This window comes from Enteractinococcus coprophilus, assembly GCF_006716305.1.
GTDB classification, from domain to species: domain Bacteria; phylum Actinomycetota; class Actinomycetes; order Actinomycetales; family Micrococcaceae; genus Yaniella; species Yaniella coprophila.
This window is the reverse complement of sequence record NZ_VFOU01000004.1, coordinates 300,678-320,931: the sequence shown is the minus strand read 5'-3', so window position 1 is coordinate 320,931 and position 20,254 is coordinate 300,678. Positions and strand designations below refer to the sequence as shown.

Below are 20,254 nucleotides of genomic sequence, written 5' to 3'. Positions count from 1 at the left end.
TCTTAGAGAGGATTAAGCAATGGAAGCCAAGGCAATTGCACGCTATTTGCGTGTTACGCCAATGAAGGCCCGGCGCGTCGTCGACCTTGTTCGTGGTAAGCAAGCGAATGAAGCCCTGGCCATTTTGAAGTTCGCCCAGCAGGGCGCAGCTGATCCGGTGTACAAGGTACTCGCCTCTGCAGTATCAAATGCACGGGAAAAAGCAGACCGCGAAGGCCTGGCCTTCAACGAAGAAGAGCTGTTTGTCAGTGAAGCCTTCGTTGACGAAGGCCCAACCATGAAGCGCTACCAGCCGCGCGCTCAGGGCCGTGCCTTCGAAATCAAAAAACGCACCAGTCATGTCACCATGATTGTTGCGACCGATGAAGATCAGAAAGGTGGGACCAACTAAATGGGTCAGAAGATTCACCCACACGGATTCCGCCTCGGCATTACCAAAGATCACGTATCCCGCTGGTTCGCTGACTCGAACGTCGAAGGCCAGCGCTACAAGGACTTCGTCAAAGAAGACGTGCAGATCCGCAGCCTGCTGCAGGATGGCATGGAACGTGCAGGTATTTCCAAAGTTGAGATCGAACGTACCCGCGACCGTGTCCGTGTAGACGTGCACACCGCTCGCCCGGGTATTGTCATCGGTCGCCGTGGTGCGGAAGCTGATCGCATTCGCCGTGAACTGGAAAAGCTCACTGGCAAGCAGATTCAGCTCAACATCCTAGAAGTCAAGAAACCAGAAACCGATGCACAGCTCGTAGCACAAGGTGTCGCCGAACAGCTCACCGCACGTGTGGCATTCCGCCGTGCAATGCGTCGCTCCATCCAGTCGGCCATGCGCGCAGGCGCTGAGGGTATCCGTATTCAGGTATCCGGTCGTCTGGGCGGCGCCGACATGGGCCGTACCGAGTTCTACCGCGAAGGCCGTGTTCCGCTGCACACCCTGCGCGCCAACATCGATTTCGGTCAGTTCGAAGCCAAGACCACTTACGGACGTATTGGCGTCAAAGTATGGGTCTACAAGGGCGACCTGACCGATAAAGAACTGGCCGCACAAGAAGCAGCCGCACCATCAGGCCGTGGTGGCCGCGGTGGTCGCGGTGGTGGTGCACGCCGTCGCCGTGGTGGCGCCCCACAGGGTGCCCGCGCTGGCGCTCAAGGAGGCAACGCGTAATGCTTATCCCACGTCGCGTAAAATTCCGTAAACAGCACCGTCCTGGCCGTAAAGGTATGGCCAAAGGCGGCACCGAAGTAGCCTTCGGTGAATGGGGTCTGCAAGCAACCACTCGCGCCTATGTAACCAACCGTCAGATCGAGGCAGCTCGTATCGCGATGACTCGTTACATCAAGCGTGGTGGTCACGTGTGGATCAACATTTTCCCAGACCGTCCACTGACCAAGAAACCAGCCGAAGTCCGCATGGGTTCGGGTAAAGGCTCACCAGAATTCTGGGTAGCCAACATCAAACCCGGACGTGTCATGTTCGAACTGTCTGGTGTCAGTGAAGAGGTCGCACGCGAAGCTCTACGTCTAGCAGCCCACAAGCTGCCAGTCAAAGCTCGCATCGTACGCCGAGAGGGTGGTGAATAACCATGGCATTGGGTTCACCTGAACTAACAACTGAAGCACTCGATGGTTTCGACAACGCACGCCTGCGTGAAGAACTCGACAAAGCAAAAGCCGAGTTATTCAACCTGCGCTTCCAAGCGGCAACCGGCCAGATCGAAAACGCCGGTCGTATCAAGGTCGTCAAACGCGACATTGCACGCATTATGACCGTGCTGCGCGAACGCGAACTCGGTATCCGCGAAGAAGTCGAAGCCAGCGACGAAGACATCAAAGACAAAAAGAAAAGCCGCAAGTAGGCTGAGGAGGAATCACAGTGACTGAGTCTGTTGACACCGCAGCCGCACCAGAGCGTAACTACCGCAAAAATGTTCGTGGAGTAGTCGTGTCCGACAAGATGGAAAAAACCATCGTCGTCGAGATCGAATACTTCAAACAGCACGCTCTGTACGGCAAAATCATGCGTCGCTCCAAGCGCGTCAAAGCCCATGACGAAGAAAACACCGCCGGTATCGGCGACATCGTTCGCCTGGCCGAGACCCGCCCGCTTTCCAAAGGGAAGCACTGGCGCCTGGTCGACATCGTAGAGCGCGCCAAGTAAGCGCTAGCACTACGACAACAAATAACAACTGCATCCGCATCAGAAATATCTGGTGCGGATGCAGTGCTTTAACACCGCCACCGCACCTTGTGCTTCGATAATGGTGAACAACGATTTTCCAAATACACCAACCGTGCGGTAGCATAATGTAGCTGTGCCCCTTTTCATAGCTCGGCCATCCACCGGGTATCTGACGGAAAGTAAGCACAACATCTTGCACCAACGTGCCTCGGCCCTGGCTCAAAAGCACTGTGAGATCAGTTTGCCTCTGTGCGCAATCTGATCACATACGTCTCACCTAGCTGGGGGTAAGCACAGCAAGAATATTTCCATGACCGTTCCGCAAGGCTCGACCCAACCGAGGGCTGAGAACCAGCGAGACATGCAGGAGTAAGCAAGTGATTCAACAAGAATCGCGGCTCAAAGTTGCCGACAACACCGGTGCGAAAGAAATTCTCACCATCCGTGTTCTAGGTGGCTCTGGACGCCGCTATGCATCCATCGGCGACGTCATCGTCGCTACCGTCAAAGATGCCATCCCAGGCGGTGCCGTCAAAAAGGGCGACGTCGTCAAAGCAGTTGTCGTACGTACCAAGAAATCGGTACGTCGCACTGATGGCTCGTACATTAAGTTCGACGAAAACGCAGCCGTCATCCTTCGTCAGGATAACGAACCACGCGGTACTCGTATCTTCGGCCCAGTTGCCCGTGAGCTACGTGATAACCAATTCATGCGTATCGTATCGCTGGCACCGGAGGTGATCTAACCTATGGCGAAGATCAAAAAAGACGACCTCGTACAGGTTCTGTCAGGTAAAGACCGCGGCAAACAGGGCAAAGTCCTGCGTGTTCTACCGAAAGAAGACAAAGTCCTCGTTGAAGGTGTCAACCGGGTAACCAAGCACGTACGTGCCGGTCAGGGACCAGACGGTGCAACCGAAGGCGGACGTGTAGAAGAAGAAGCTCTGCTACACATCTCCAAGGTTGCAGTTGTCGACCCGGAAACCGAAAAGCCAACCCGCGTTGGTTACCGTTTTGAAGAAGTCGAAGAAGACGGCGAAACCAAGACCGTCAAGGTCCGTTACGCCAAGGCCTCTGGAAAGGAGCTGTAATGACACAGGTATCTGAAAACGCAGCCTCCAAGGTCACCCCGCGGCTCAAAGCCAAATACCGTGACGAAATCAAAGCAGAACTCCAAAACGAGTTCAACTATGAAAACGTCATGCAGGTACCAGGTCTAGAAAAGATCGTGGTCAACATGGGTGTCGGTGAAGCCGCACGTGACTCCAAAGTCATCAACGGTGCCATTGAAGACCTCACCGCGATCACCGGTCAGAAACCACAGGTAACTCGCGCGAAGAAATCCATCGCACAGTTCAAACTCCGCGAAGGCATGCCTATCGGTACACACGTGACCATGCGCGGCGATCGCATGTGGGAATTCCTGGATCGTCTGGTCACCCTCGCACTGCCACGTATCCGTGACTTCCGCGGTTTGAGCCCACGCCAGTTTGACGGCAACGGCAACTACACCTTCGGTCTGTCCGAACAGTCCGTGTTCCACGAAATCGATCAGGACAAGATCGACCGTGTACGCGGTATGGATATCACCCTCGTAACCACCGCCAAAACCGACGACGAAGGCCGTGCACTGTTGCGTGCGCTGGGCTTCCCGTTCAAGGCAGACCAGTAATCCAACTACGTTATAGGTCTTGGCCCGGTGTACCGGGTCAGGAAACCACAACGAGAAAAGGCTAAAGCCATATATGAGTATGACCGACCCCGTCGCAGACATGTTGACACGTCTGCGCAACGCTAACTCGGCGCATCACGACTCCGTGTCTATGCCGTCTTCAAAATTGAAGCGCGGCGTCGCCGAAATCTTAAAAAACGAAGGCTACATCGCCGACTACAACGAAGTTGACGCACGCGTAGGCAAAGACCTCGTCCTGGACCTGAAGTTTGGTCCACAGCGTCAGCGTTCTATCGCAGGACTGCGCCGCATCTCGAAACCAGGTTTGCGCGTCTACGCCAAGTCCAACAACCTGCCACATGTGCTGGGTGGACTCGGCATTGCGATCTTATCGACTTCATCTGGTCTGCTGACCGACCGTCAAGCAGCTTCGAAAGGTGTGGGTGGGGAAGTCCTCGCCTACGTCTGGTAACGGAAAGGAAGGGAATCAATGTCACGTATTGGAAAGCTTCCGATCACCGTACCTTCCGGCGTCGACGTTGCCATCAACGGCTCCGATGTGTCTGTCAAAGGACCAAAAGGTGAGCTGGGCATGAGCATCGACGGCCCGATTGAAGCCAAACTCGAAGAAAACGTCATCACCGTCACCCGTCCGGATGAAGAACGCGAATCTCGTTCGCTCCACGGCCTGACTCGTACCCTGATCAACAACATGATCGTCGGCGTCACCGAAGGCTACTCCAAGAAATTGGAACTTCACGGTACCGGTTACCGCGTGGTTGCCAAAGGCAGCGGTCTCGAACTGCAGCTGGGTTTCTCCCACCCCGTCGAGGTTGATGCCCCAGCAGGTATCGACTTTGTCATCGAAGGCAACACGATCACCGTGTCAGGTATCGATAAACAACTTGTCGGCGAAACTGCCGCCAACATCCGTAAACTGCGCGTTACCGAACCTTATAAGGCCAAAGGTATTCGCTACGAGGGTGAAATCATTCGCCGCAAGGCCGGAAAGGCAGGTAAGTAATGTCAACTGTCAGTATCAAAGGCAAAGGCAAAAACGCTGCCCGCCGTCGCCGTCACGCACGCGTACGCAAACGGATCCACGGAACAGCCGCACGCCCACGTCTTGTTGTCAACCGTTCAGCACGCCACATCTTTGCACAGGTTATCGACGACGAAGCCGGTGTCACGCTGGTATCTGCTTCCACCATGGAAGCCGATCTTCGTGCACTCGACGCTGAGAAAACCCAAAAAGCTCGCAAAGTAGGCGAACTCATTGCACAGCGCGCTGAAGACGCCGGGGTGACCGCAGTCGTATTCGACCGCGCCGGTCACAAATACCACGGACGTATCGCAGCCGTCGCTGACGGTGCACGGGAAGGTGGACTGAAGCTGTGACCGAAGCAAACAACGAAAAGGACACACAGGTGACCGAAACAACTCAAGAGGCTGTATCGGAAACCTCGCAGGGCTCCGACAGCCAGCACACCGAACAACGCGGTGGTCGTGGCGCACGTCGTGGCCAACGCTCTGAACGTGGCGAACGCTCAGACCGTGGCGGACGCCGTGGCGGTCGCGATGACAACAAAGACCAGTTCCTAGAACGCGTCGTTGCCATCAACCGTGTTGCCAAAGTCGTCAAGGGTGGACGCCGGTTCGCCTTCACCGCACTGGTAGTCGTCGGCGACGGCGACGGCATGGTCGGTGTCGGCTACGGAAAAGCCAAAGAAGTCCCAGCCGCAATCGCCAAAGGCGTCGAAGAAGCCAAGAAGAACTTCTTCCGCGTCCCACGCGTCGGTACGACCATCCCACACCTGTCCCAGGGTGAAGATGCCGCAGGCGTTGTCCTGCTGCGTCCTGCCTCCCCGGGTACCGGTGTTATCGCCGGTGGTCCAGTCCGTGCGGTACTTGAAGCAGCCGGTATTACCGACGTGCTGTCTAAGTCCATGGGCTCGGCGAATGCCATCAACATCGTTCGCGCAACCGTAGAAGCACTGCGTCAGCTGGAAGGCCCTGAAGAGGTCGCAGCGCGCCGTGGTCTGTCTGTTGACGAAGTTGCTCCACGAGCAATGCTGCGCACGATCGAAGAAGCCCGTGCCAAGCGTGCAGAAGAAAAGGCAGGTGCATAAGCGTGGCAAACTTCGAATCAACCCCGAAGAACCTTGTGCCATCCGACGCAACCCTGACCATCACGCAGGTACGCTCGGTTATCGGACGCAAGCCAAAACACGTTGAAACGCTGCGGTCGCTCGGGCTGCGTGGTATCGGCAAGTCCGTTACTCGCAACGCCGACGCCGCCACGGTGGGCATGGTTAACGCTGTGTCTCACCTGGTAAAGGTCGAGGAGGTCGACTAATGGCTGAAGAACAACAAGAAGCGATCAAACTTCACGACCTGCGTCCAGCAAAAGGCTCGAACAAACGCAAACTGCGTTACGGTCGTGGTGAAGGTGGCAAGGGCGGTAAAACCGCAACCCGCGGTACCAAGGGCACCCGTGCTCGCAACAAGGTACCAGCAGGTTTCGAAGGTGGACAGCTTCCGCTGTACATGCGCCTTCCAAAACTGCGCGGTTTCAAAAACCCTGCCAAAATCAACTACCAGGTTGTCAACCTCGACAAACTGACCGAATCCTTCCCAGAAGGCGGCGACGTCACCGTTGCTGACCTCGTGGCCAAGGGGCTCGTTCGTAAGAACCAGCCGGTCAAAGTTCTCGGCTCGGGTGACATCGGTGTCGCAGTCAATGTGACCGCCGATGCATTCTCCAAATCAGCTGTCGACAAGATTGCTGAAGCCGGAGGCTCAACCACTACTGCATAACCCTGTTCTGACTGAGAACAGCGTGAGCTGTTAGACGGCCCTCGATCATTGACGTGACACGTCACAGGTCGAGGGCCGTTGGTTTTAACGTTAGAATGCAAACCGTGCCTTTTCTTGGCACCACCGTGTACGAAAGATCCGACGTTCTGTCGTATCTACCAAAGTGCAGTCTCGCACTACTGTCAGGAGGACACTTGTTCAGCACGATAGCCAGGGTGTTCAAAACCCCAGATCTGCGAACTAAGATCCTGTTTACGTTGGCTGTCATCGCCATCTACCGGGTCGGCGTCTTCATCCCCGCACCAAGTGTCGACTACGGCAACGTGCAAATGTGTTTGGCCCAAGGTGATACCACCGGTGGGCTCTACTCCTTTGTCAACATGTTCTCCGGCGGTGCGCTACTGCAGGTTTCTATTTTCGCACTGGGCATTATGCCCTACATCACCGCGTCGATCATCACCCAGCTGCTGCGCGTGGTCATCCCTGCTTTTGAGCGACTTCAGAAAGAAGGTGCCGAAGGTCAAGCGCGCCTGACTCAGTACACGCGCTACCTGACCGTGGGCCTGGCACTGCTGAACGCGACCACAATCGCCACCCTGGCACGCTCGGGCGCCCTATTGAACTGTAACGTCTCGCTGCTCAATGACGACGGCATTTGGGCGACCCTGCTATTGGTTCTGACCTTAGCCATGGGTGCCATCGTCATCATGTGGATGGGTGAACAGATCACCGAACGCGGCGTCGGAAACGGCATGTCACTGATGATCTTCGTGTCGATCGCTGCCGGATTCCCAGCAGGCCTGGCTGCCATCTGGCAAACCCAGAGCTGGCGAGTCTTCGCACTGGTCATGGTCGTTGGCATCGCCACCATGATGTTCATTGTGTTCGTCGAAGACACCCAGCGCCGTATCCCTGTGCAATACGCTCGCCGCCAGATCGGTCGCCGCTCCGTGGGTTCCACTACGACCTACATCCCGATCAAAGTCAATATGGCCGGTGTGATTCCGGTGATCTTCGCGTCATCGATCTTGATGCTGCCGCAGATTCTCATCCAGTTCAATATGCCCACCGACGGTAGTGAACCGGCCGGCTGGATCGTTTGGCTGCAGCAGTACTTCGGCACCGGGTCACACCCGCTATACATGGCGATTTTCTTCCTGATGACGATCTTCTTCACGTATTTCTACGTGACCATTACCTTTAACCCGCAAGACGTTTCGGATAATATGAAACGCCAAGGCGGCTTCATCCCGGGTGTCCGTGCAGGACGGCCCACCGTGCAGTACCTGGAATACGTGATCTCGCGAGTGACCTTCGTCGGCGCGATCTACCTCGGCGTAATCGCGATGATCCCGCTGATAGCATTCGTGCTGATCGGTGCGGACCAAAACTTCCCATTTGGAGGCGTCTCGATTCTGATTATGGTTGGTGTAGCTTTGACCACGATCAAACAAATCGACGCACAAATGGAACAACGCCATTACGAAGGCTTGCTCCGCTAGGCTGGAAGACAACCACACGAGACCCAAAGAACAAGGACAGGACAATCTATGACACGTTTGCTCATCATGGGCCCTCCAGGGTCAGGCAAAGGCACCCAAGCGGTACGTATTGCAGACAAAATGGCCATCCCCGCCATCTCAACCGGAGATATCTTCCGTTATAACGTCAAAGAAGTGACGGAACTTGGCAAAGAAGCCAAGACCTACATCGACGCTGGCGACTTCGTGCCCGATGACGTCACCAACCGGATGGTCGCAGACCGCCTCAACCATAAAGATGTTGCCAACGGGTTTCTCCTTGACGGATATCCACGCACCCAAGGCCAGGTAGAAGCGCTCAACAAAATCCTGGAAGACAAAGGTGAGGTCCTCACGGCTGTCCTCGTCCTCGAAGTACCAGATGAGGAGATCATCGAACGCCTACTAGCGCGCGCTGAAACAGAGGGCCGTTCCGATGACACCGCTGAGGTCATCCAGCACCGCCTAGACCTCTACCACCAGGAAACCGCGGATCTGATCGAAGGCTATGTCAACCAGGGCATTGTTGGTCGGGTTGACGGTACCGGAGCCATCGACGACATCACCGAGCGTCTCCTACAAACCATCTACAATATCCGTGCTCGCACCGGCACCCTCCCGGTGATCAAGCCTCGCTCTGGTGAGTAATCCATAAAGCGTGTTGGAAAACCGACCCGATATCGGGTCGGTTTTTCGTTGCCCAACAATACGTGCGGGACGGATTGGCAACCGTTAACGCAACCCACTACGCTGGGTGAATATTCAGCCGCGCCTACCGCAAGGTCACGACCTGTCCGAACCCACAGAGAACAGCATCAGGAATGTCACGACAAATAGAACTCAAAACCAATAAGCAGCTGGCCACTATGCATAAGGCCGGCCTTATCTTGCACCAAGGACTCGACGCGGTCGTCGCAGCAGCACAACCCGGAATCACCACCGCCCACCTCGACCAGGTTTTTCGTACCGTGCTCGCAGACCATGGTGCAACCTCCAATTTCCTGGGGTATCACGGCTTCCCAGCCACCATCTGTGCATCGGTCAATGAGGAAGTCGTCCACGGCATCCCGGGGGAGCGGGTTCTACAAAATGGTGACATCATCTCCATCGATGCCGGTGCTGTTGTCGACGGTTGGCATTCTGATTCTGCTCGAACGGTGCTTGTTGGCACCCCAGATCCTGCCAACGTCCGCCTCTCAACGATTACCGAAGAAGCCATGTGGGCAGGTATCGCTGCCTTTGCCAAAGCCAAACACGTTGGTGAAATCGGCAACGCGATCGAAGACTACGTTCGAGCTCAACCCGGAGAGCCACTTGGCATTCTGGAAGACTATGTAGGTCACGGCATTGGCTCTGCCATGCACCAGGCACCAGATGTTTTCAACTACCGCTCGGGCATGCGCGGGCCGCGAATCAAAGCCGGTATGGTGCTGGCAATCGAACCGATGCTCGTCCGCGGGGATATCGCTACGAAAACCCTCGATGACGATTGGACCGTCGTGACGCTCGATGGTTCCTATGCATCCCAGTGGGAGCACTCGGTGGCGCGCCATAAGGAAGGGATCTGGGTCATCACGAGCCCAGATGGCGGAGCAGCGAATCTTGCTCGCTACGGGGTCACCCCGGTGCCGATCCCACAAAACTAGGTCACTGTCAAGAGCGTTTGGCATTACTTGGCAACATGCGCTAACATAGACCCTTGGCTGATTCTGCCTTTAAGTTCATCGGCGTGCCCGAATAAAAGCTTCAAGAATGAATTCAGTGCATAAACTCATGCTTCTGTGATTGCTTGGCTCGGATACGAACCAGTGCAGTGACAAAAGATAACAGATTGTGGAGGACATGGCTAAAAAAGAAGGCGTCATTGAAGTTGAAGGAACCGTCTCTGAAGCATTGCCAAACGCAATGTTCCGGGTCCGGTTAGATAACGACCACGTCGTGCTTGCCACCATTTCTGGAAAAATGCGTCAACACTATATTCGCATTCTCCCGGAAGACCGTGTGGTGGTCGAGCTTAGCCCCTACGACCTCGAACGAGGCCGTATTGTCTACCGCTATAAATAAAACTATCCACCTCTGGAACGCTCAAGGAGGAACCCAATGAAGGTTCAGCCAAGCGTGAAGCGGATCTGCGATGACTGCAAGGTTATTCGCCGCCACGGCAATGTCATGGTGATCTGCTCTAACCCACGCCACAAACAGCGCCAGGGCTAAAACCCCTAGCGCACTACACATAGGTCCACGATGGACCGCAGCAACACAGAGCGTCAAGCTCAACCTTCGGACAAGACAAAGGCCGAAGACTTACCCGCCAGGTAAGGACAATGTCTGGGATGTGTCGAGTTCTTCATATCCCGCATTGCACCACTTGGCCGGAGAACCTCCCGGGTAAGGACGTGTTGTTGAAGACCTTTGTCATAAAGAACAGGAGAACGGCCATATGGCACGTCTAGCAGGCGTTGATATTCCACGTGAAAAGCGTGTCGTCATCGCTCTCACCTACATTTACGGTGTTGGCACCAGCCGCGCGAACCAGATTCTGGAAGCTACCGGCGTTGACGCAAGTACTCGCGTCAAAGATCTAACCGATGACGAAATGGTCAAACTGCGTGACTACATCGAAGGCAACCTTCAAGTCGAAGGTGATCTGCGTCGTGAAGTTGCAGCAGACATTCGTCGCAAAGTCGAAATTGGTTCCTACCAGGGGCTGCGCCACCGTCGTGGTTTGCCAGTCCGCGGCCAGCGCACCAAAAATAACGCTCGTACCCGTAAGGGCCCGAAGAAGACTGTTGCAGGACGCAAGAAGTAGTCACTTCTGCTCCCACCCAGTATTTACTAACTTAAGCTTTTTGTAGGAGAGCATTCAATGGCAAAGCCACGCGGTGCGGCCCCACGTAAGGGACGTCGCTCCAAGAAGAATATTACTCAGGGCCAAGCCCACATTAAATCAACCTTTAACAACACCATCGTTTCGATTACCGACACCACCGGTGCCGTCATCTCCTGGGCTTCGGCCGGAGAGATGGGTTTCAAAGGTTCCCGTAAATCGACCCCGTTCGCTGCTCAAACCGCGGCTGAGCATGCTGCCAAGCGCGCCCAGGAGCACGGGATGCGTAAAGTTGACGTCTTCGTCAAAGGTCCAGGCTCCGGACGCGAAACCGCGATCCGTTCCCTGCAGGCTGCAGGCCTGGAAGTCGGCTCCATTTCGGACGTGACTCCAGTTGCACACAACGGTGCACGCCCGGCCAAACGCCGTCGCGTCTAAGGCTTTTGAGCACACCACAACCAACGCTCAACAGCCATGTTGACCAACGGTCGTGGATCAATCTAGAAATAATTTCCATCGTTTCCCCCAACTGCGCGCATCAAATGGCGGATCGCGCGCCGAAAGGAAATGTCAGTGCTCATTGCACAGCGCCCCACGTTGACTGAAGAACCCGTTTCGGAAACCCGGTCCCGTTTCGTCCTCGAACCACTGGAACCGGGCTTCGGCTACACCCTTGGTAACTCACTGCGTCGCACCCTGTTGTCGTCGATCCCAGGTGCCGCTGTCACCTCGGTTCGTATCGATCAGGTGCTGCACGAGTTCACCACCATCCAGGGTGTCAAAGAAGACGTCACGGAAGTCATCTTAAACGTCAAGCAGCTTTCGGTCTCATCGCACCACGATGAACCAGTCGTTGCTTACCTGCGCAAGCAGGGACCAGGTGTCGTGACCGCAGCTGATATCACCCCACCGGCAGGTGTCGAGGTCCATAACCCGGATCTGCACATCGCCACACTGAACGAAAAAGGCAAGTTCGATATGGAACTCACCATCGAACGTGGCCGTGGGTATGTCACCGCTGCACAGAACAAATCACCAGATGCAGAGATCGGCCGTATCCCGGTCGACTCGATCTACTCACCAGTATTGACCGTCACCTTCAAAGTCGACGCTACCCGCGTGGAACAGCGCACCGACTTCGACAAGTTGACCATCGATGTTGAAACCAAGCCATCCATGGCACCACGCGACGCACTAGCCTCAGCCGGTTCGACCTTGGTTGAACTATTTGGCCTGGCCCGCGAACTCAATGTTGAAGCTGAAGGTATTGAAGTCGGCCCATCGCCAGTCGATACCAGTGTTGCGGCAGACCTGGCATTGCCAGTAGAAGACCTGGAACTTACCGTCCGGTCATACAACTGCCTGAAACGCGAAGGCATCAACACCGTTGGTGAGCTTGTAGCACGCTCCGAGACCGACCTGATGGATATCCGCAACTTCGGCGCAAAATCCATCGACGAGGTCAAGGAAAAACTTGAAGGCCTCGGTCTGTCGCTCAAAGACGGTGGCCCCGGAAGCTTCGACTCGCCCTTTGACTCCCAGGAGTCAAGCGAGTACGGGCTATAAGTCATATTTGAACCACTGATTCCCGGGACCTAGTGCCGGGAAATCATACAAGGAGAATTCATGCCTACCCCAACCAAAGGACCGCGCCTGGGCGGCGGCCCGGCACACCAGCGTCGTATGCTGGCGAACTTGTCGGTCAGCCTGTTCGAACATAAGTCCATCAAGACCACGCTGACCAAAGCAAAGCGCCTACAGCCTTATGCTGAGCGCCTGGTCAGCTTCGCAAAACAGGGTGACCTGCCGGCTCGTCGCAAGGTACAGGGCCTGATCGCCGGGAACTCGCGCACCAACAAATCCGTTGTGCACGAACTGTTCACCGTGATCGGCCCAGCAATGGCAAATCGCGACGGTGGTTACACCCGCATCACCAAGATCGGCAACCGTGCCGGCGACAATGCTCCAATGGCTGTCATCGAACTGGTCATGGAACCAGTTTCGCCAAAGCAGGCCGTTGTAGCTGAAGCAGAAGCGGTCGCTGGCAGCGCAGCAGAAGAAGCACCAGCAGAAGAAACTGTTGAGACTCCAGAAGCTGTTGAAGCTGATGACGCCGTAGAAACCGAAGAGACCGAAGAAACTCCTGAAGCAGCTGAAAAGGCTGACGAAGAAGACAAGTAAGTCCACGTGACGGAATCCGTAGAAGCCTCGCACTGTTGTGCGGGGCTTCTACTTTTAACACGGTCACGGCACCGACTACACTGGCACGTATGCACAACCAGAGCATGCACCGGATCAGGGTCGATTTGGCATATGACGGGACCGGTTTCCACGGGTGGGCTAGACAACCCGGCTTACCGACCGTCCAAGCAACGATCGAAGACGGACTGTTCACCATCTTTCGACAGCCGGTAGCCACCACGGTCGCGGGGCGAACGGATGCCGGTGTGCATGCGGCCAATCAAGTAATACATTTCGACATCCCCACTGAACTGTGGGCACAGCTACCTGGTCATCATCCTTCACGACCTGCAGAAGCGGCCTTGGTCTCGAAACTCAATGGCGTACTCGCCAAAGAATCTGGCGCCATCCGCATCAGGAGCGCCCGGGTGGCACCCAAGGGCTTCGACGCCAGATTCTCGCCCATCTCACGCCGCTATCGTTACCTTGTGGCACTTGGTGAGCCTGATCCACTCACCAGACACTTTACGTATCACCACCGTAAACCTTTGGTCGTGGATCGCATGGTCGAAGAGATCGACGGATTGACAGGCCTGCATGATTTCCGAGCGTTTTGCAAACCTCGGCCCGGTGCCACAACGATTCGGACACTGCAAGAATTTCGGATCGACCAAGACGAGGCAGTGTTCACGATCCATCTCACCGCCGATGCTTTCTGTCATCACATGGTTCGCGCACTGGTGGGTGCGCTGTTGCGGGTAGGAGATGGGGCACGCGAGCCAGGCTGGCTGCGCAACCGGTTGGCCAACCCGGTGCGGGATTCGAATATGGTCATCGCCCCAGCACACGGTCTGATCCTTGATCGGGTCACGTACCCAGAGGACGATCAAGTTGCCCAACGCGCCATACAGACTCGCGCGAAGCGTGACCCTAGGATGCTGACTTGCGACTAATGCGCTGGGCCGCTTCAGTAATGACCGTGACAACTGCAGCAGCATTGGCAGTCACTTCGTGTTGGTCGGTCACAAGTTCTAACCGGGTCGTGGGGCGCGAGGCTATTGGTTTGGTCACCACACCGGGAAATGAAAAAGACGAGAACGACGCCGGCAGAATGGACGCGCCAACGCCTGCAGCGACCAATCCCATGACGTTTTCTTGATTGACGGCACGCTGCACGATTCTCGGTGACCGTCCCAGGTGATGGAAGATCTCCATAATGTTCGTAACGTAGCCGGGCATCGACTGGAACGGAAACAGCACTAACGGCAACTGGATCAGGTCTTCAGAAGAAACTTCATCCTGGGAGGCTAGCGCGTGGTTGGATGGCAGAACGGCGACCAGCTGCTCGGTCAGTAAAGTGGTAAATTGCAGCCCTGATTGTAGGGGAGCATCGCGCATAATACCGATATCTAAACGGTTTTCTAACAAGGCCTCAACCTGTTCGCCCGTGGCCATGGGCTGCAGGTCCAGGTGGATGCCCGGATGCTGGAGACGCATATCTCGGACGCTTGCCGGAATGAGTTCGTAACTGGCCGAAGACACGAAGCCGACCCGCACCCGACCCCGTCGTCCGGCTTTGATCTCCCGAATATCTTCAACAGCTTCGTCCAAGTCCTGCAAGATTGGTCGGACAAGATCTTGGAAACGGGAGCCTTCGGAGGTGAGTGAGACGCGCCGAGAGGTTCGATCAAACAGTGAAACACCCAGCTCTTCTTCCAACCGCTTGATATGTACGGTCAGCGGCGGCTGAGAAATATGGAGGCGCGCTGCGGCCCGGCCGAAGTGCAGTTCTTCGGCGACTGCCATGAAATATTCCAGTTGACGTAATTCCACGATCATTCCTTCTGGTCGGAGCCCATCAGACCGACCACTCCAACTCTATACCCAGCAGCATCACAGCTGGTGGGGACAGTAATGCATGACTGATCACAGTCGTTTTGCGATGGTAAGTGATCCGTAGTAACATGGGTAGCTGTTGTGCGTGTCCTCCCGGATCGCAAGCGCAGCAGCACCCGACGCAGTTGCATCGTCGTTAGGGTCGTTGCGGCACCGGGAAGATCGGACCCGGCTTCACGCCAGCCCTCACCTGGTGTACCGGAGATGCACTGTCAACTTAACAGAGGAGTCGAGCTAGTGGCTCTCACGGTCATCCGACTCCACTGACCGAACACCGACATACGAAGGCTAATACATAGTGCGTACGTTTACACCAACGCCAGACGACGTCGATCGTCAATGGCACGTCATTGACGCCACCGATGTGGTGCTGGGACGTCTTGCCAGCCAGGTGGCAACGCTGCTGCGCGGCAAGCACAAGCCCACTTTTGCACCGCACATGGACATGGGTGATTACGTCATCATCCTCAACGCAGAGAAAGTAGCGTTGACCGGTGCCAAGCTGGAAAAGAAAAAGGCTTACCGTCACTCCGGTTACCCAGGTGGCCTGACCTCAACCACTTACGCTGAACTGCTGGAGAAAAACCCAGTTCGCGCGGTTGAAAAAGCCATCAAGGGCATGCTGCCATCGAACCGTCTGTCCGACCAGGTTATTAAAAAACTGAAGGTCTACGAAGGTTCCGATCACCCGCACGCGTCCCAGCAGCCAAAAGAATTCATCATCGACCAGGTCGCCCAGTAGGCCCTGAGTTCAAGGAGAACCCATGACTGAAAACGTCAATGAGATCGCTGAGGACCAGGAGCTGACCAGCTACACCTCGGAATCTGACACCCAAGTTGCTACAGAAGAAGCTACCGAACGCCCAGCACTGACCCAATCCGGTCAGGCCGTTGGTCGTCGCAAGCGCGCCATTGCCCGTGTTCGCCTGGTACCAGGCACCGGAACATGGAAAATCAATGGTCGCGACCTTGAAGCGTACTTCCCGAACAAACTGCACCAGCAGGAAGTCAACGACCCATTCCGTCTACTCGAGCTCAACGGCGCATACGACGTCGTCGCTCTCGTTCACGGTGGTGGCCCATCCGGTCAAGCCGGTGCTGTCCGCCTGGGCGTTGCACGTGCACTCAACGAAATCGACCGCGAGAACAACCGTGGCCCGCTGAAGAAAGCTGGTTTCCTGACTCGTGACGCTCGTGCAGTTGAGCGCAAGAAGGCCGGTCTCAAGAAGGCCCGTAAAGCTCCACAGTACTCGAAGCGTTAATTCGCCCGAACTGTTCAAAACATCCGCCAACATATGTTGGCGGATGTTTTGTTTTAACCACCCTCCGCCAGCCTCCTGACCACGCGCAGGGGAACCGTGTCACAGGTCTCATCAAAACGGCTACGATCGACTGTGAACGATCCGATCGGCACAGATGAGATGTAGCACCCATGAGTCAAACCGAACAATCCTTACACATGGCTATCGACACCGGCGGCACCTTCACCGATGTGGCAGTGCGCGCAGCCGATGGCACCATGAACGTCTGGAAGCTGCCCTCCACTCCAAAGGCACCGGAACAGGCGGTCATCGCCGGACTGAAAGGCGCCCTGGACCGTGTCGGCGGCGCACCGGAAGACCTCACCCGTTTCGTACACGGCAGTACCGTAGCCACCAACACGGTCATTACCCGCGACGGCGCACGCGTCGGGATGGTCACGACGAAAGGGTTTCGCGACGTACTGGCAATCGCGCAACAAGCCCGCCCATCCATCTACGATCAACACCAACGACGACCAGAGCCCCTGATTGACCGAAAATTCATCGTTGAAGCGCACCAACGTATGGACGCCACCGGACAGGTGATCGTGGACCTCGATGAGACGGCGCTGCGTACCACCATCGAACAGCTGCGAACATTCAAGCTCGATGTCATCGTCGTCTCGTTTCTCAATGCCTATGTGAATCCCGAACACGAACACCGAGCAGCTACGATTATTCAGGCAGCTGGGGTCGCGCAACAAGTCGTGGCAGCGACCGATGTGTCTGCCGAAATGCGCGAATATGAGCGCACCTCGACTGCGGCTATTAATGCCTACGTGTCGCCGCGAATATCGAATTATCTGCACCAACTGGAACACGGCCTGACCGAGTCTGGCGTGCAAACCGGCTGGCGCATCATGCAATCCTCGGGCGGACTGCTCAGCCCGAGCGATGCAGCTGAACACCCCGCACGCACCGTGCTATCGGGACTGGCCGGGGGAGTGGTCGGTGCCGCGAACTGGGCGAAACATTTAAACCTGAAACGAGTCGTCTCCTTTGATATTGGTGGCACCTCAACCGATATCGCCCTGATCCGCGATGGGATCCCAGATGAGACACTGTCCTCTGAGATCGCCGGGCTGCCTATGAAGCTGCCGTCGGTGGATGTCCACACGATCGGTGCCGGCGGCGGTTCGATTGCCTGGTTAGATTCCGGTGGTGGATTACGGGTGGGACCGCATTCCGCCGGTGCTGATCCTGGACCCATAAGTTATCAGCGCGGCGGCGAGCACCTCACCGTGACAGATGCCCACGCCGTGCTAGGTCGGCTTGGCGACGAACTCCTCGGTGGCGAATTCACGTTAGATGTTCCGGCCGCACGGGCGGCGATGACCGACTGGGGCAAACAGCTTGGCCTGTCGGCCGAAGACACCGCAGAGGGCATCCTGAAAGTCGTTACCGCAACCATGGCTCGAGGCATTCGCAAAGTCTCGGTCGAACGCGGAGTGGACCTTCGGGCCTGTGAGCTCATGGCATTTGGTGGTGCCGGTCCATTGCACGGTGCCGATCTCGCTCGGGAGCTCAACATGCGCTCGGTGATTATTCCACCACGGCCTGGGATCGCCTCAGCCGTGGGTATGCTCGATGCACCGATCCGCTACGATTATGCGACCAGTGTGAACGTCAACGCTCCAGACGCATTGGCCGCTTTGGAAGTCACTTACCACGAGATGCAAGCCCAGGCTCGTGCCGATTTGGATCATCCGGAGGCCGAAACCCACTACGAGTTCCTGGTCGATGCTCGCTACATCGGCCAGTCCTATGAACTCACGGTCGCTTGGGATGCCGACTGGGACACTCAGCGTCAGATCTTTGATCGCGCCCACGAGGAAAACTATGGGTTTGCTGATCCCGATGCGGTCATGGAAGTCGTTGTGGCCCGCCTCGTGGTGACCCAACCTGTGGAACACGGCGCCCTAGAATCTGTCGCCTCCCTCAGCCCGGAGGTCACACCCACAGACCACCGCGACGTATACATTGATGGCGCTTGGCGCGAAGTGCAGGTCTATGATCGCACCACCTTCGGAGATGGCACCGTAGTGGAAGGCCCTGCAATCATCGAACAATTCGACTCGACCACGTATATTCGTCCCGATCAGCTCGCGCAGAATGACACCTACGATTTTCTGCATATTCGTTTGGCAGCAGACCAGGAGCAATCATGAATCAGACGCCGTTGAACGCGATAGAACTAGAGATCGCTCGCAACCGTTTAGAATCGATCGCCGAAGAAGTCGGCACCGCCCTGATCCAAACCAGCTACTCGCCGAACATTAAAGATCGCCGCGACTGCTCGGCCGGGATCTACGGACCGGACGGGATGCTCATCTCACAGGCAGAACACATCCCATTGCATCTGGGACTCATGCCAACCATGATCAAAAACGCCCTGGCCGCCTACGGCACTGAAAATCTTGTCGACGGCGATGTCCTGATCACGAACAACCCCTATCTGGGTGGCTCTCACCTTCCAGACATGTGCGTCATCACGCCGGTCTTCTGGCACAAGGAACTGATCGCAGTGGTGGCAAATCTGGCCCACCACGTGGACGTCGGCGGCATGACCCCGGGGTCAATGGCCACCCACGCCACCGAGATCTACCAAGAAGGCGTCCGCATTCCACCGGTCAAACTTTTCGCCCAAGGACAGTTGCGCCGGGAACTGTTGGCGGTACTGCTGACGAACATTCGCACCCAGGACAAAACCCGCGGCGACATCATGGCCCAAGTCGCTGCCAACCGTTTGGGGCAGCGCCGCATCCACGAACTCTTAGCAGAATGGGGTAGCGCCCGGTTTGACTTGTCCACCCGGGCGCTGGTCGACTATGCCGCTCGCCGGACTAGAGCCGCGATTGCCCAACTACCGGATGGCAAAGGCACTTTTACCGATATTCTCGAACACGATGGCAACCGCGAGCACCCCATTTCAATTACGGTGACCGTGGAGGTCGCCGGTGAAAAGCTGACGGTGGATTTTACCCAAACTGATGACCAGGTCGCCGGGTCGGTGAACTGTTCGTGGGCGGTGACAGAAGGCTGCGTTGCCTACGTCATTAAGCTGCTTACCGATCCAACTCTGCCGTCGAATGCAGGATTGATGGAACCCATCACCGTGCAAACTCGCGAGGGCTCCCTCGTGGCCGCCGTGTTTCCCGCACCGGTGGCCAATGGCAATATCCAAACATCGCAACGTATCGTGGATGCCCTGTTAGGAGCGTTTCACCAGTTCGCTCCCGCACACGTCCCAGCCGCCTCATCAGGGTCCATGTCGATCATGACCATTGGCGGCTTCGACGAAACCACCGGGCAGTATTTTTCCTACGTCGAAACCTACGGAGGCGGTCAAGGGGCGATGCCAGACCAAGACGGCGCCTCGGCCTTGCACACGCACATGACCAACACGCGCAACACCCCATGTGAAGTTATTGAACGCGAATACCCGCTGCGAGTTGAGGCTTACCAGATCGCTGATGGCACCGGTGGTAGCGGAAAGTTTGCAGGCGGCGACGGGCTGATCCGACATTTGACACTCACTCGGGGCAAAGCCCAAGTGGTGGCCGGAACCTCTCGAGTGACCACCGCACCATGGGGTCTAGCCGGAGGCGCTGATGGCACACCAGGTCACGTCATTCGCCACGGCGCTGACGGTGATGAAGCTCGTGAATCCATGACACGCTTCGAAGTCCAAGCCGGTGAAGGGATCACCATTCAAACCGCCGGTGGTGGTGGGTATGGGACCTGGGATGACCTGAGCTCTTTCCGCGAGCACGCCGAAGACTAGCCAGGAGATCTTCGTGGGGTACCGAAGAATATGTGCGCCTGGAGACACCTTTGGCCCAAGGCGTGAGTTACGCGCAC

29 protein-coding genes are annotated in these 20,254 nt (G+C 56.4%); 28 read left to right on the top strand and 1 reads right to left on the bottom strand.

The features are described 5' to 3' along the window. The first annotated feature begins 19 nt into the window (after positions 1-19). From rplV to truA, 24 genes are all read left to right on the top strand, one after another. Complete coding sequence (gene rplV / locus FB556_RS12815; RefSeq protein ID WP_141868337.1) at positions 20-391, top strand: 50S ribosomal protein L22; 372 nt, start codon at positions 20-22, stop codon at positions 389-391. Continuing rightward, positions 392-1,165 carry a 30S ribosomal protein S3 gene (rpsC, locus tag FB556_RS12810; RefSeq protein ID WP_141868335.1) on the top strand — a complete coding sequence of 258 codons (774 nt, stop codon included), beginning with the start codon at positions 392-394 and terminating at the stop codon, positions 1,163-1,165. Beyond that, positions 1,165-1,581 (top strand): 50S ribosomal protein L16, encoded by a 417-nt coding sequence (gene rplP, locus FB556_RS12805; RefSeq protein ID WP_141868333.1) that lies wholly within the window; start codon positions 1,165-1,167, stop codon positions 1,579-1,581. Before rpsC ends, rplP begins: the two co-directional genes overlap by 1 nt. Positions 1,582-1,583: 2 nt before the next feature. Beyond that, on the top strand, positions 1,584-1,856 hold the full coding sequence (gene rpmC, locus FB556_RS13780; protein WP_141868331.1) for a 50S ribosomal protein L29: 273 nt from the start codon (positions 1,584-1,586) through the stop codon (positions 1,854-1,856). Positions 1,857-1,873: 17 nt separating this feature from the next. Then, positions 1,874-2,158, top strand: a complete 285-nt coding sequence (gene rpsQ / locus FB556_RS12795) for a 30S ribosomal protein S17 (RefSeq protein ID WP_141868330.1) — start codon at positions 1,874-1,876, stop codon at positions 2,156-2,158. A 398-nt stretch (positions 2,159-2,556) separates the two neighbouring features. Beyond that, positions 2,557-2,925, top strand: a complete 369-nt coding sequence (rplN, locus tag FB556_RS12790; protein ID WP_141868328.1) for a 50S ribosomal protein L14 — start codon at positions 2,557-2,559, stop codon at positions 2,923-2,925. A gap of 3 nt (positions 2,926-2,928) precedes the next feature. Next, positions 2,929-3,270: a 50S ribosomal protein L24 gene (gene rplX / locus FB556_RS12785; RefSeq protein ID WP_141868326.1), complete on the top strand. Its 342-nt coding sequence runs from the start codon at positions 2,929-2,931 to the stop codon at positions 3,268-3,270. Further along, entirely contained in the window at positions 3,270-3,851 is a 582-nt protein-coding gene (rplE, locus tag FB556_RS12780) for a 50S ribosomal protein L5 (protein ID WP_141868323.1), read from the top strand. The genes rplX and rplE overlap by 1 nt, the downstream gene beginning before the upstream one ends. A 73-nt stretch (positions 3,852-3,924) precedes the next feature. Beyond that, entirely contained in the window at positions 3,925-4,323 is a 399-nt protein-coding gene (gene rpsH / locus FB556_RS12775; protein ID WP_141868321.1) for a 30S ribosomal protein S8, read from the top strand. An 18-nt stretch (positions 4,324-4,341) separates the two neighbouring features. After that, positions 4,342-4,875 carry a 50S ribosomal protein L6 gene (gene rplF / locus FB556_RS12770; protein WP_141868319.1) on the top strand — a complete coding sequence of 178 codons (534 nt, stop codon included), beginning with the start codon at positions 4,342-4,344 and terminating at the stop codon, positions 4,873-4,875. Beyond that, complete coding sequence (gene rplR, locus FB556_RS12765) at positions 4,875-5,249, top strand: 50S ribosomal protein L18 (protein WP_141868317.1); 375 nt, start codon at positions 4,875-4,877, stop codon at positions 5,247-5,249. Before rplF ends, rplR begins: the two co-directional genes overlap by 1 nt. After that, positions 5,246-5,980, top strand: coding sequence for a 30S ribosomal protein S5 (gene rpsE / locus FB556_RS12760; RefSeq protein WP_141868315.1), 735 nt, complete (start codon positions 5,246-5,248; stop codon positions 5,978-5,980). Before rplR ends, rpsE begins: the two co-directional genes overlap by 4 nt. A gap of 2 nt (positions 5,981-5,982) precedes the next feature. After that, entirely contained in the window at positions 5,983-6,207 is a 225-nt protein-coding gene (gene rpmD / locus FB556_RS12755; protein WP_246057484.1) for a 50S ribosomal protein L30, read from the top strand. After that, entirely contained in the window at positions 6,207-6,668 is a 462-nt protein-coding gene (rplO, locus tag FB556_RS12750) for a 50S ribosomal protein L15 (protein ID WP_141868311.1), read from the top strand. Before rpmD ends, rplO begins: the two co-directional genes overlap by 1 nt. A 194-nt stretch (positions 6,669-6,862) precedes the next feature. Beyond that, positions 6,863-8,170 (top strand): preprotein translocase subunit SecY, encoded by a 1,308-nt coding sequence (gene secY, locus FB556_RS12745; RefSeq protein ID WP_141868309.1) that lies wholly within the window; start codon positions 6,863-6,865, stop codon positions 8,168-8,170. Positions 8,171-8,218: 48 nt separating this feature from the next. Continuing rightward, positions 8,219-8,836, top strand: coding sequence for an adenylate kinase (locus FB556_RS12740; RefSeq protein WP_141868307.1), 618 nt, complete (start codon positions 8,219-8,221; stop codon positions 8,834-8,836). 173 nt (positions 8,837-9,009) lie between these two features. Further along, positions 9,010-9,834, top strand: coding sequence for a type I methionyl aminopeptidase (gene map / locus FB556_RS12735; RefSeq protein WP_141868305.1), 825 nt, complete (start codon positions 9,010-9,012; stop codon positions 9,832-9,834). 196 nt (positions 9,835-10,030) lie between these two features. After that, positions 10,031-10,252, top strand: coding sequence for a translation initiation factor IF-1 (infA, locus tag FB556_RS12730; RefSeq protein ID WP_029629545.1), 222 nt, complete (start codon positions 10,031-10,033; stop codon positions 10,250-10,252). 36 nt (positions 10,253-10,288) lie between these two features. Further along, a complete protein-coding gene (rpmJ, locus tag FB556_RS12725) occupies positions 10,289-10,402 on the top strand; it encodes a 50S ribosomal protein L36 (RefSeq protein WP_082911783.1) in 114 nt (37 codons plus the stop codon). Between the two features lie 226 nt (positions 10,403-10,628). Next, positions 10,629-10,997 carry a 30S ribosomal protein S13 gene (gene rpsM, locus FB556_RS12720; protein WP_141868303.1) on the top strand — a complete coding sequence of 123 codons (369 nt, stop codon included), beginning with the start codon at positions 10,629-10,631 and terminating at the stop codon, positions 10,995-10,997. Between the two features lie 57 nt (positions 10,998-11,054). Beyond that, on the top strand, positions 11,055-11,453 hold the full coding sequence (gene rpsK, locus FB556_RS12715; protein WP_141868301.1) for a 30S ribosomal protein S11: 399 nt from the start codon (positions 11,055-11,057) through the stop codon (positions 11,451-11,453). 135 nt (positions 11,454-11,588) lie between these two features. Further along, complete coding sequence (locus FB556_RS12710) at positions 11,589-12,581, top strand: DNA-directed RNA polymerase subunit alpha (protein ID WP_141868299.1); 993 nt, start codon at positions 11,589-11,591, stop codon at positions 12,579-12,581. Positions 12,582-12,641: 60 nt separating this feature from the next. Continuing rightward, on the top strand, positions 12,642-13,196 hold the full coding sequence (gene rplQ / locus FB556_RS12705; protein ID WP_141868297.1) for a 50S ribosomal protein L17: 555 nt from the start codon (positions 12,642-12,644) through the stop codon (positions 13,194-13,196). 89 nt (positions 13,197-13,285) lie between these two features. Continuing rightward, positions 13,286-14,149, top strand: a complete 864-nt coding sequence (truA, locus tag FB556_RS12700; protein WP_141868295.1) for a tRNA pseudouridine(38-40) synthase TruA — start codon at positions 13,286-13,288, stop codon at positions 14,147-14,149. Here the strand turns inward: truA and FB556_RS12695 are convergent. Continuing rightward, positions 14,127-15,029, bottom strand: coding sequence for a LysR family transcriptional regulator (locus FB556_RS12695; RefSeq protein ID WP_170200474.1), 903 nt, complete (start codon positions 15,027-15,029; stop codon positions 14,127-14,129). The two genes, truA and FB556_RS12695, sit on opposite strands and share 23 nt — an antisense overlap. Before the next feature lie 361 nt (positions 15,030-15,390). Here FB556_RS12695 and rplM point away from each other — a divergent pair, with 361 nt between their 5' ends. The 4 genes from rplM to FB556_RS12675 all read left to right on the top strand — a co-directional run bounded on the left by rplM (position 15,391) and on the right by FB556_RS12675 (position 20,177). Next, positions 15,391-15,834, top strand: coding sequence for a 50S ribosomal protein L13 (gene rplM, locus FB556_RS12690; RefSeq protein WP_141868291.1), 444 nt, complete (start codon positions 15,391-15,393; stop codon positions 15,832-15,834). A gap of 22 nt (positions 15,835-15,856) precedes the next feature. After that, positions 15,857-16,354, top strand: coding sequence for a 30S ribosomal protein S9 (gene rpsI, locus FB556_RS12685; protein WP_141868289.1), 498 nt, complete (start codon positions 15,857-15,859; stop codon positions 16,352-16,354). A 170-nt stretch (positions 16,355-16,524) separates the two neighbouring features. Further along, positions 16,525-18,561 carry a hydantoinase/oxoprolinase family protein gene (locus FB556_RS12680; RefSeq protein WP_141868287.1) on the top strand — a complete coding sequence of 679 codons (2,037 nt, stop codon included), beginning with the start codon at positions 16,525-16,527 and terminating at the stop codon, positions 18,559-18,561. After that, entirely contained in the window at positions 18,558-20,177 is a 1,620-nt protein-coding gene (locus tag FB556_RS12675) for a hydantoinase B/oxoprolinase family protein (RefSeq protein ID WP_141868285.1), read from the top strand. The genes FB556_RS12680 and FB556_RS12675 overlap by 4 nt, the downstream gene beginning before the upstream one ends. Positions 20,178-20,254 lie beyond the last annotated feature (77 nt).

Coding starts and splice junctions, on each gene's coding strand:
- rplV (WP_141868337.1), top strand. CDS start 20: ATGGAAGCCAAGGCAATTGCACGCTATTTGCGTGTTACGCCAATGAAG.
- rpsC (WP_141868335.1), top strand. CDS start 392: ATGGGTCAGAAGATTCACCCACACGGATTCCGCCTCGGCATTACCAAA.
- rplP (WP_141868333.1), top strand. CDS start 1,165: ATGCTTATCCCACGTCGCGTAAAATTCCGTAAACAGCACCGTCCTGGC.
- rpmC (WP_141868331.1), top strand. CDS start 1,584: ATGGCATTGGGTTCACCTGAACTAACAACTGAAGCACTCGATGGTTTC.
- rplX (WP_141868326.1), top strand. CDS start 2,929: ATGGCGAAGATCAAAAAAGACGACCTCGTACAGGTTCTGTCAGGTAAA.
- rplE (WP_141868323.1), top strand. CDS start 3,270: ATGACACAGGTATCTGAAAACGCAGCCTCCAAGGTCACCCCGCGGCTC.
- rpsH (WP_141868321.1), top strand. CDS start 3,925: ATGAGTATGACCGACCCCGTCGCAGACATGTTGACACGTCTGCGCAAC.
- rplF (WP_141868319.1), top strand. CDS start 4,342: ATGTCACGTATTGGAAAGCTTCCGATCACCGTACCTTCCGGCGTCGAC.
- rplR (WP_141868317.1), top strand. CDS start 4,875: ATGTCAACTGTCAGTATCAAAGGCAAAGGCAAAAACGCTGCCCGCCGT.
- rplO (WP_141868311.1), top strand. CDS start 6,207: ATGGCTGAAGAACAACAAGAAGCGATCAAACTTCACGACCTGCGTCCA.
- FB556_RS12740 (WP_141868307.1), top strand. CDS start 8,219: ATGACACGTTTGCTCATCATGGGCCCTCCAGGGTCAGGCAAAGGCACC.
- map (WP_141868305.1), top strand. CDS start 9,010: ATGTCACGACAAATAGAACTCAAAACCAATAAGCAGCTGGCCACTATG.
- infA (WP_029629545.1), top strand. CDS start 10,031: ATGGCTAAAAAAGAAGGCGTCATTGAAGTTGAAGGAACCGTCTCTGAA.
- rpmJ (WP_082911783.1), top strand. CDS start 10,289: ATGAAGGTTCAGCCAAGCGTGAAGCGGATCTGCGATGACTGCAAGGTT.
- rpsM (WP_141868303.1), top strand. CDS start 10,629: ATGGCACGTCTAGCAGGCGTTGATATTCCACGTGAAAAGCGTGTCGTC.
- rpsK (WP_141868301.1), top strand. CDS start 11,055: ATGGCAAAGCCACGCGGTGCGGCCCCACGTAAGGGACGTCGCTCCAAG.
- rplQ (WP_141868297.1), top strand. CDS start 12,642: ATGCCTACCCCAACCAAAGGACCGCGCCTGGGCGGCGGCCCGGCACAC.
- truA (WP_141868295.1), top strand. CDS start 13,286: ATGCACAACCAGAGCATGCACCGGATCAGGGTCGATTTGGCATATGAC.
- rpsI (WP_141868289.1), top strand. CDS start 15,857: ATGACTGAAAACGTCAATGAGATCGCTGAGGACCAGGAGCTGACCAGC.
- FB556_RS12680 (WP_141868287.1), top strand. CDS start 16,525: ATGAGTCAAACCGAACAATCCTTACACATGGCTATCGACACCGGCGGC.
- FB556_RS12675 (WP_141868285.1), top strand. CDS start 18,558: ATGAATCAGACGCCGTTGAACGCGATAGAACTAGAGATCGCTCGCAAC.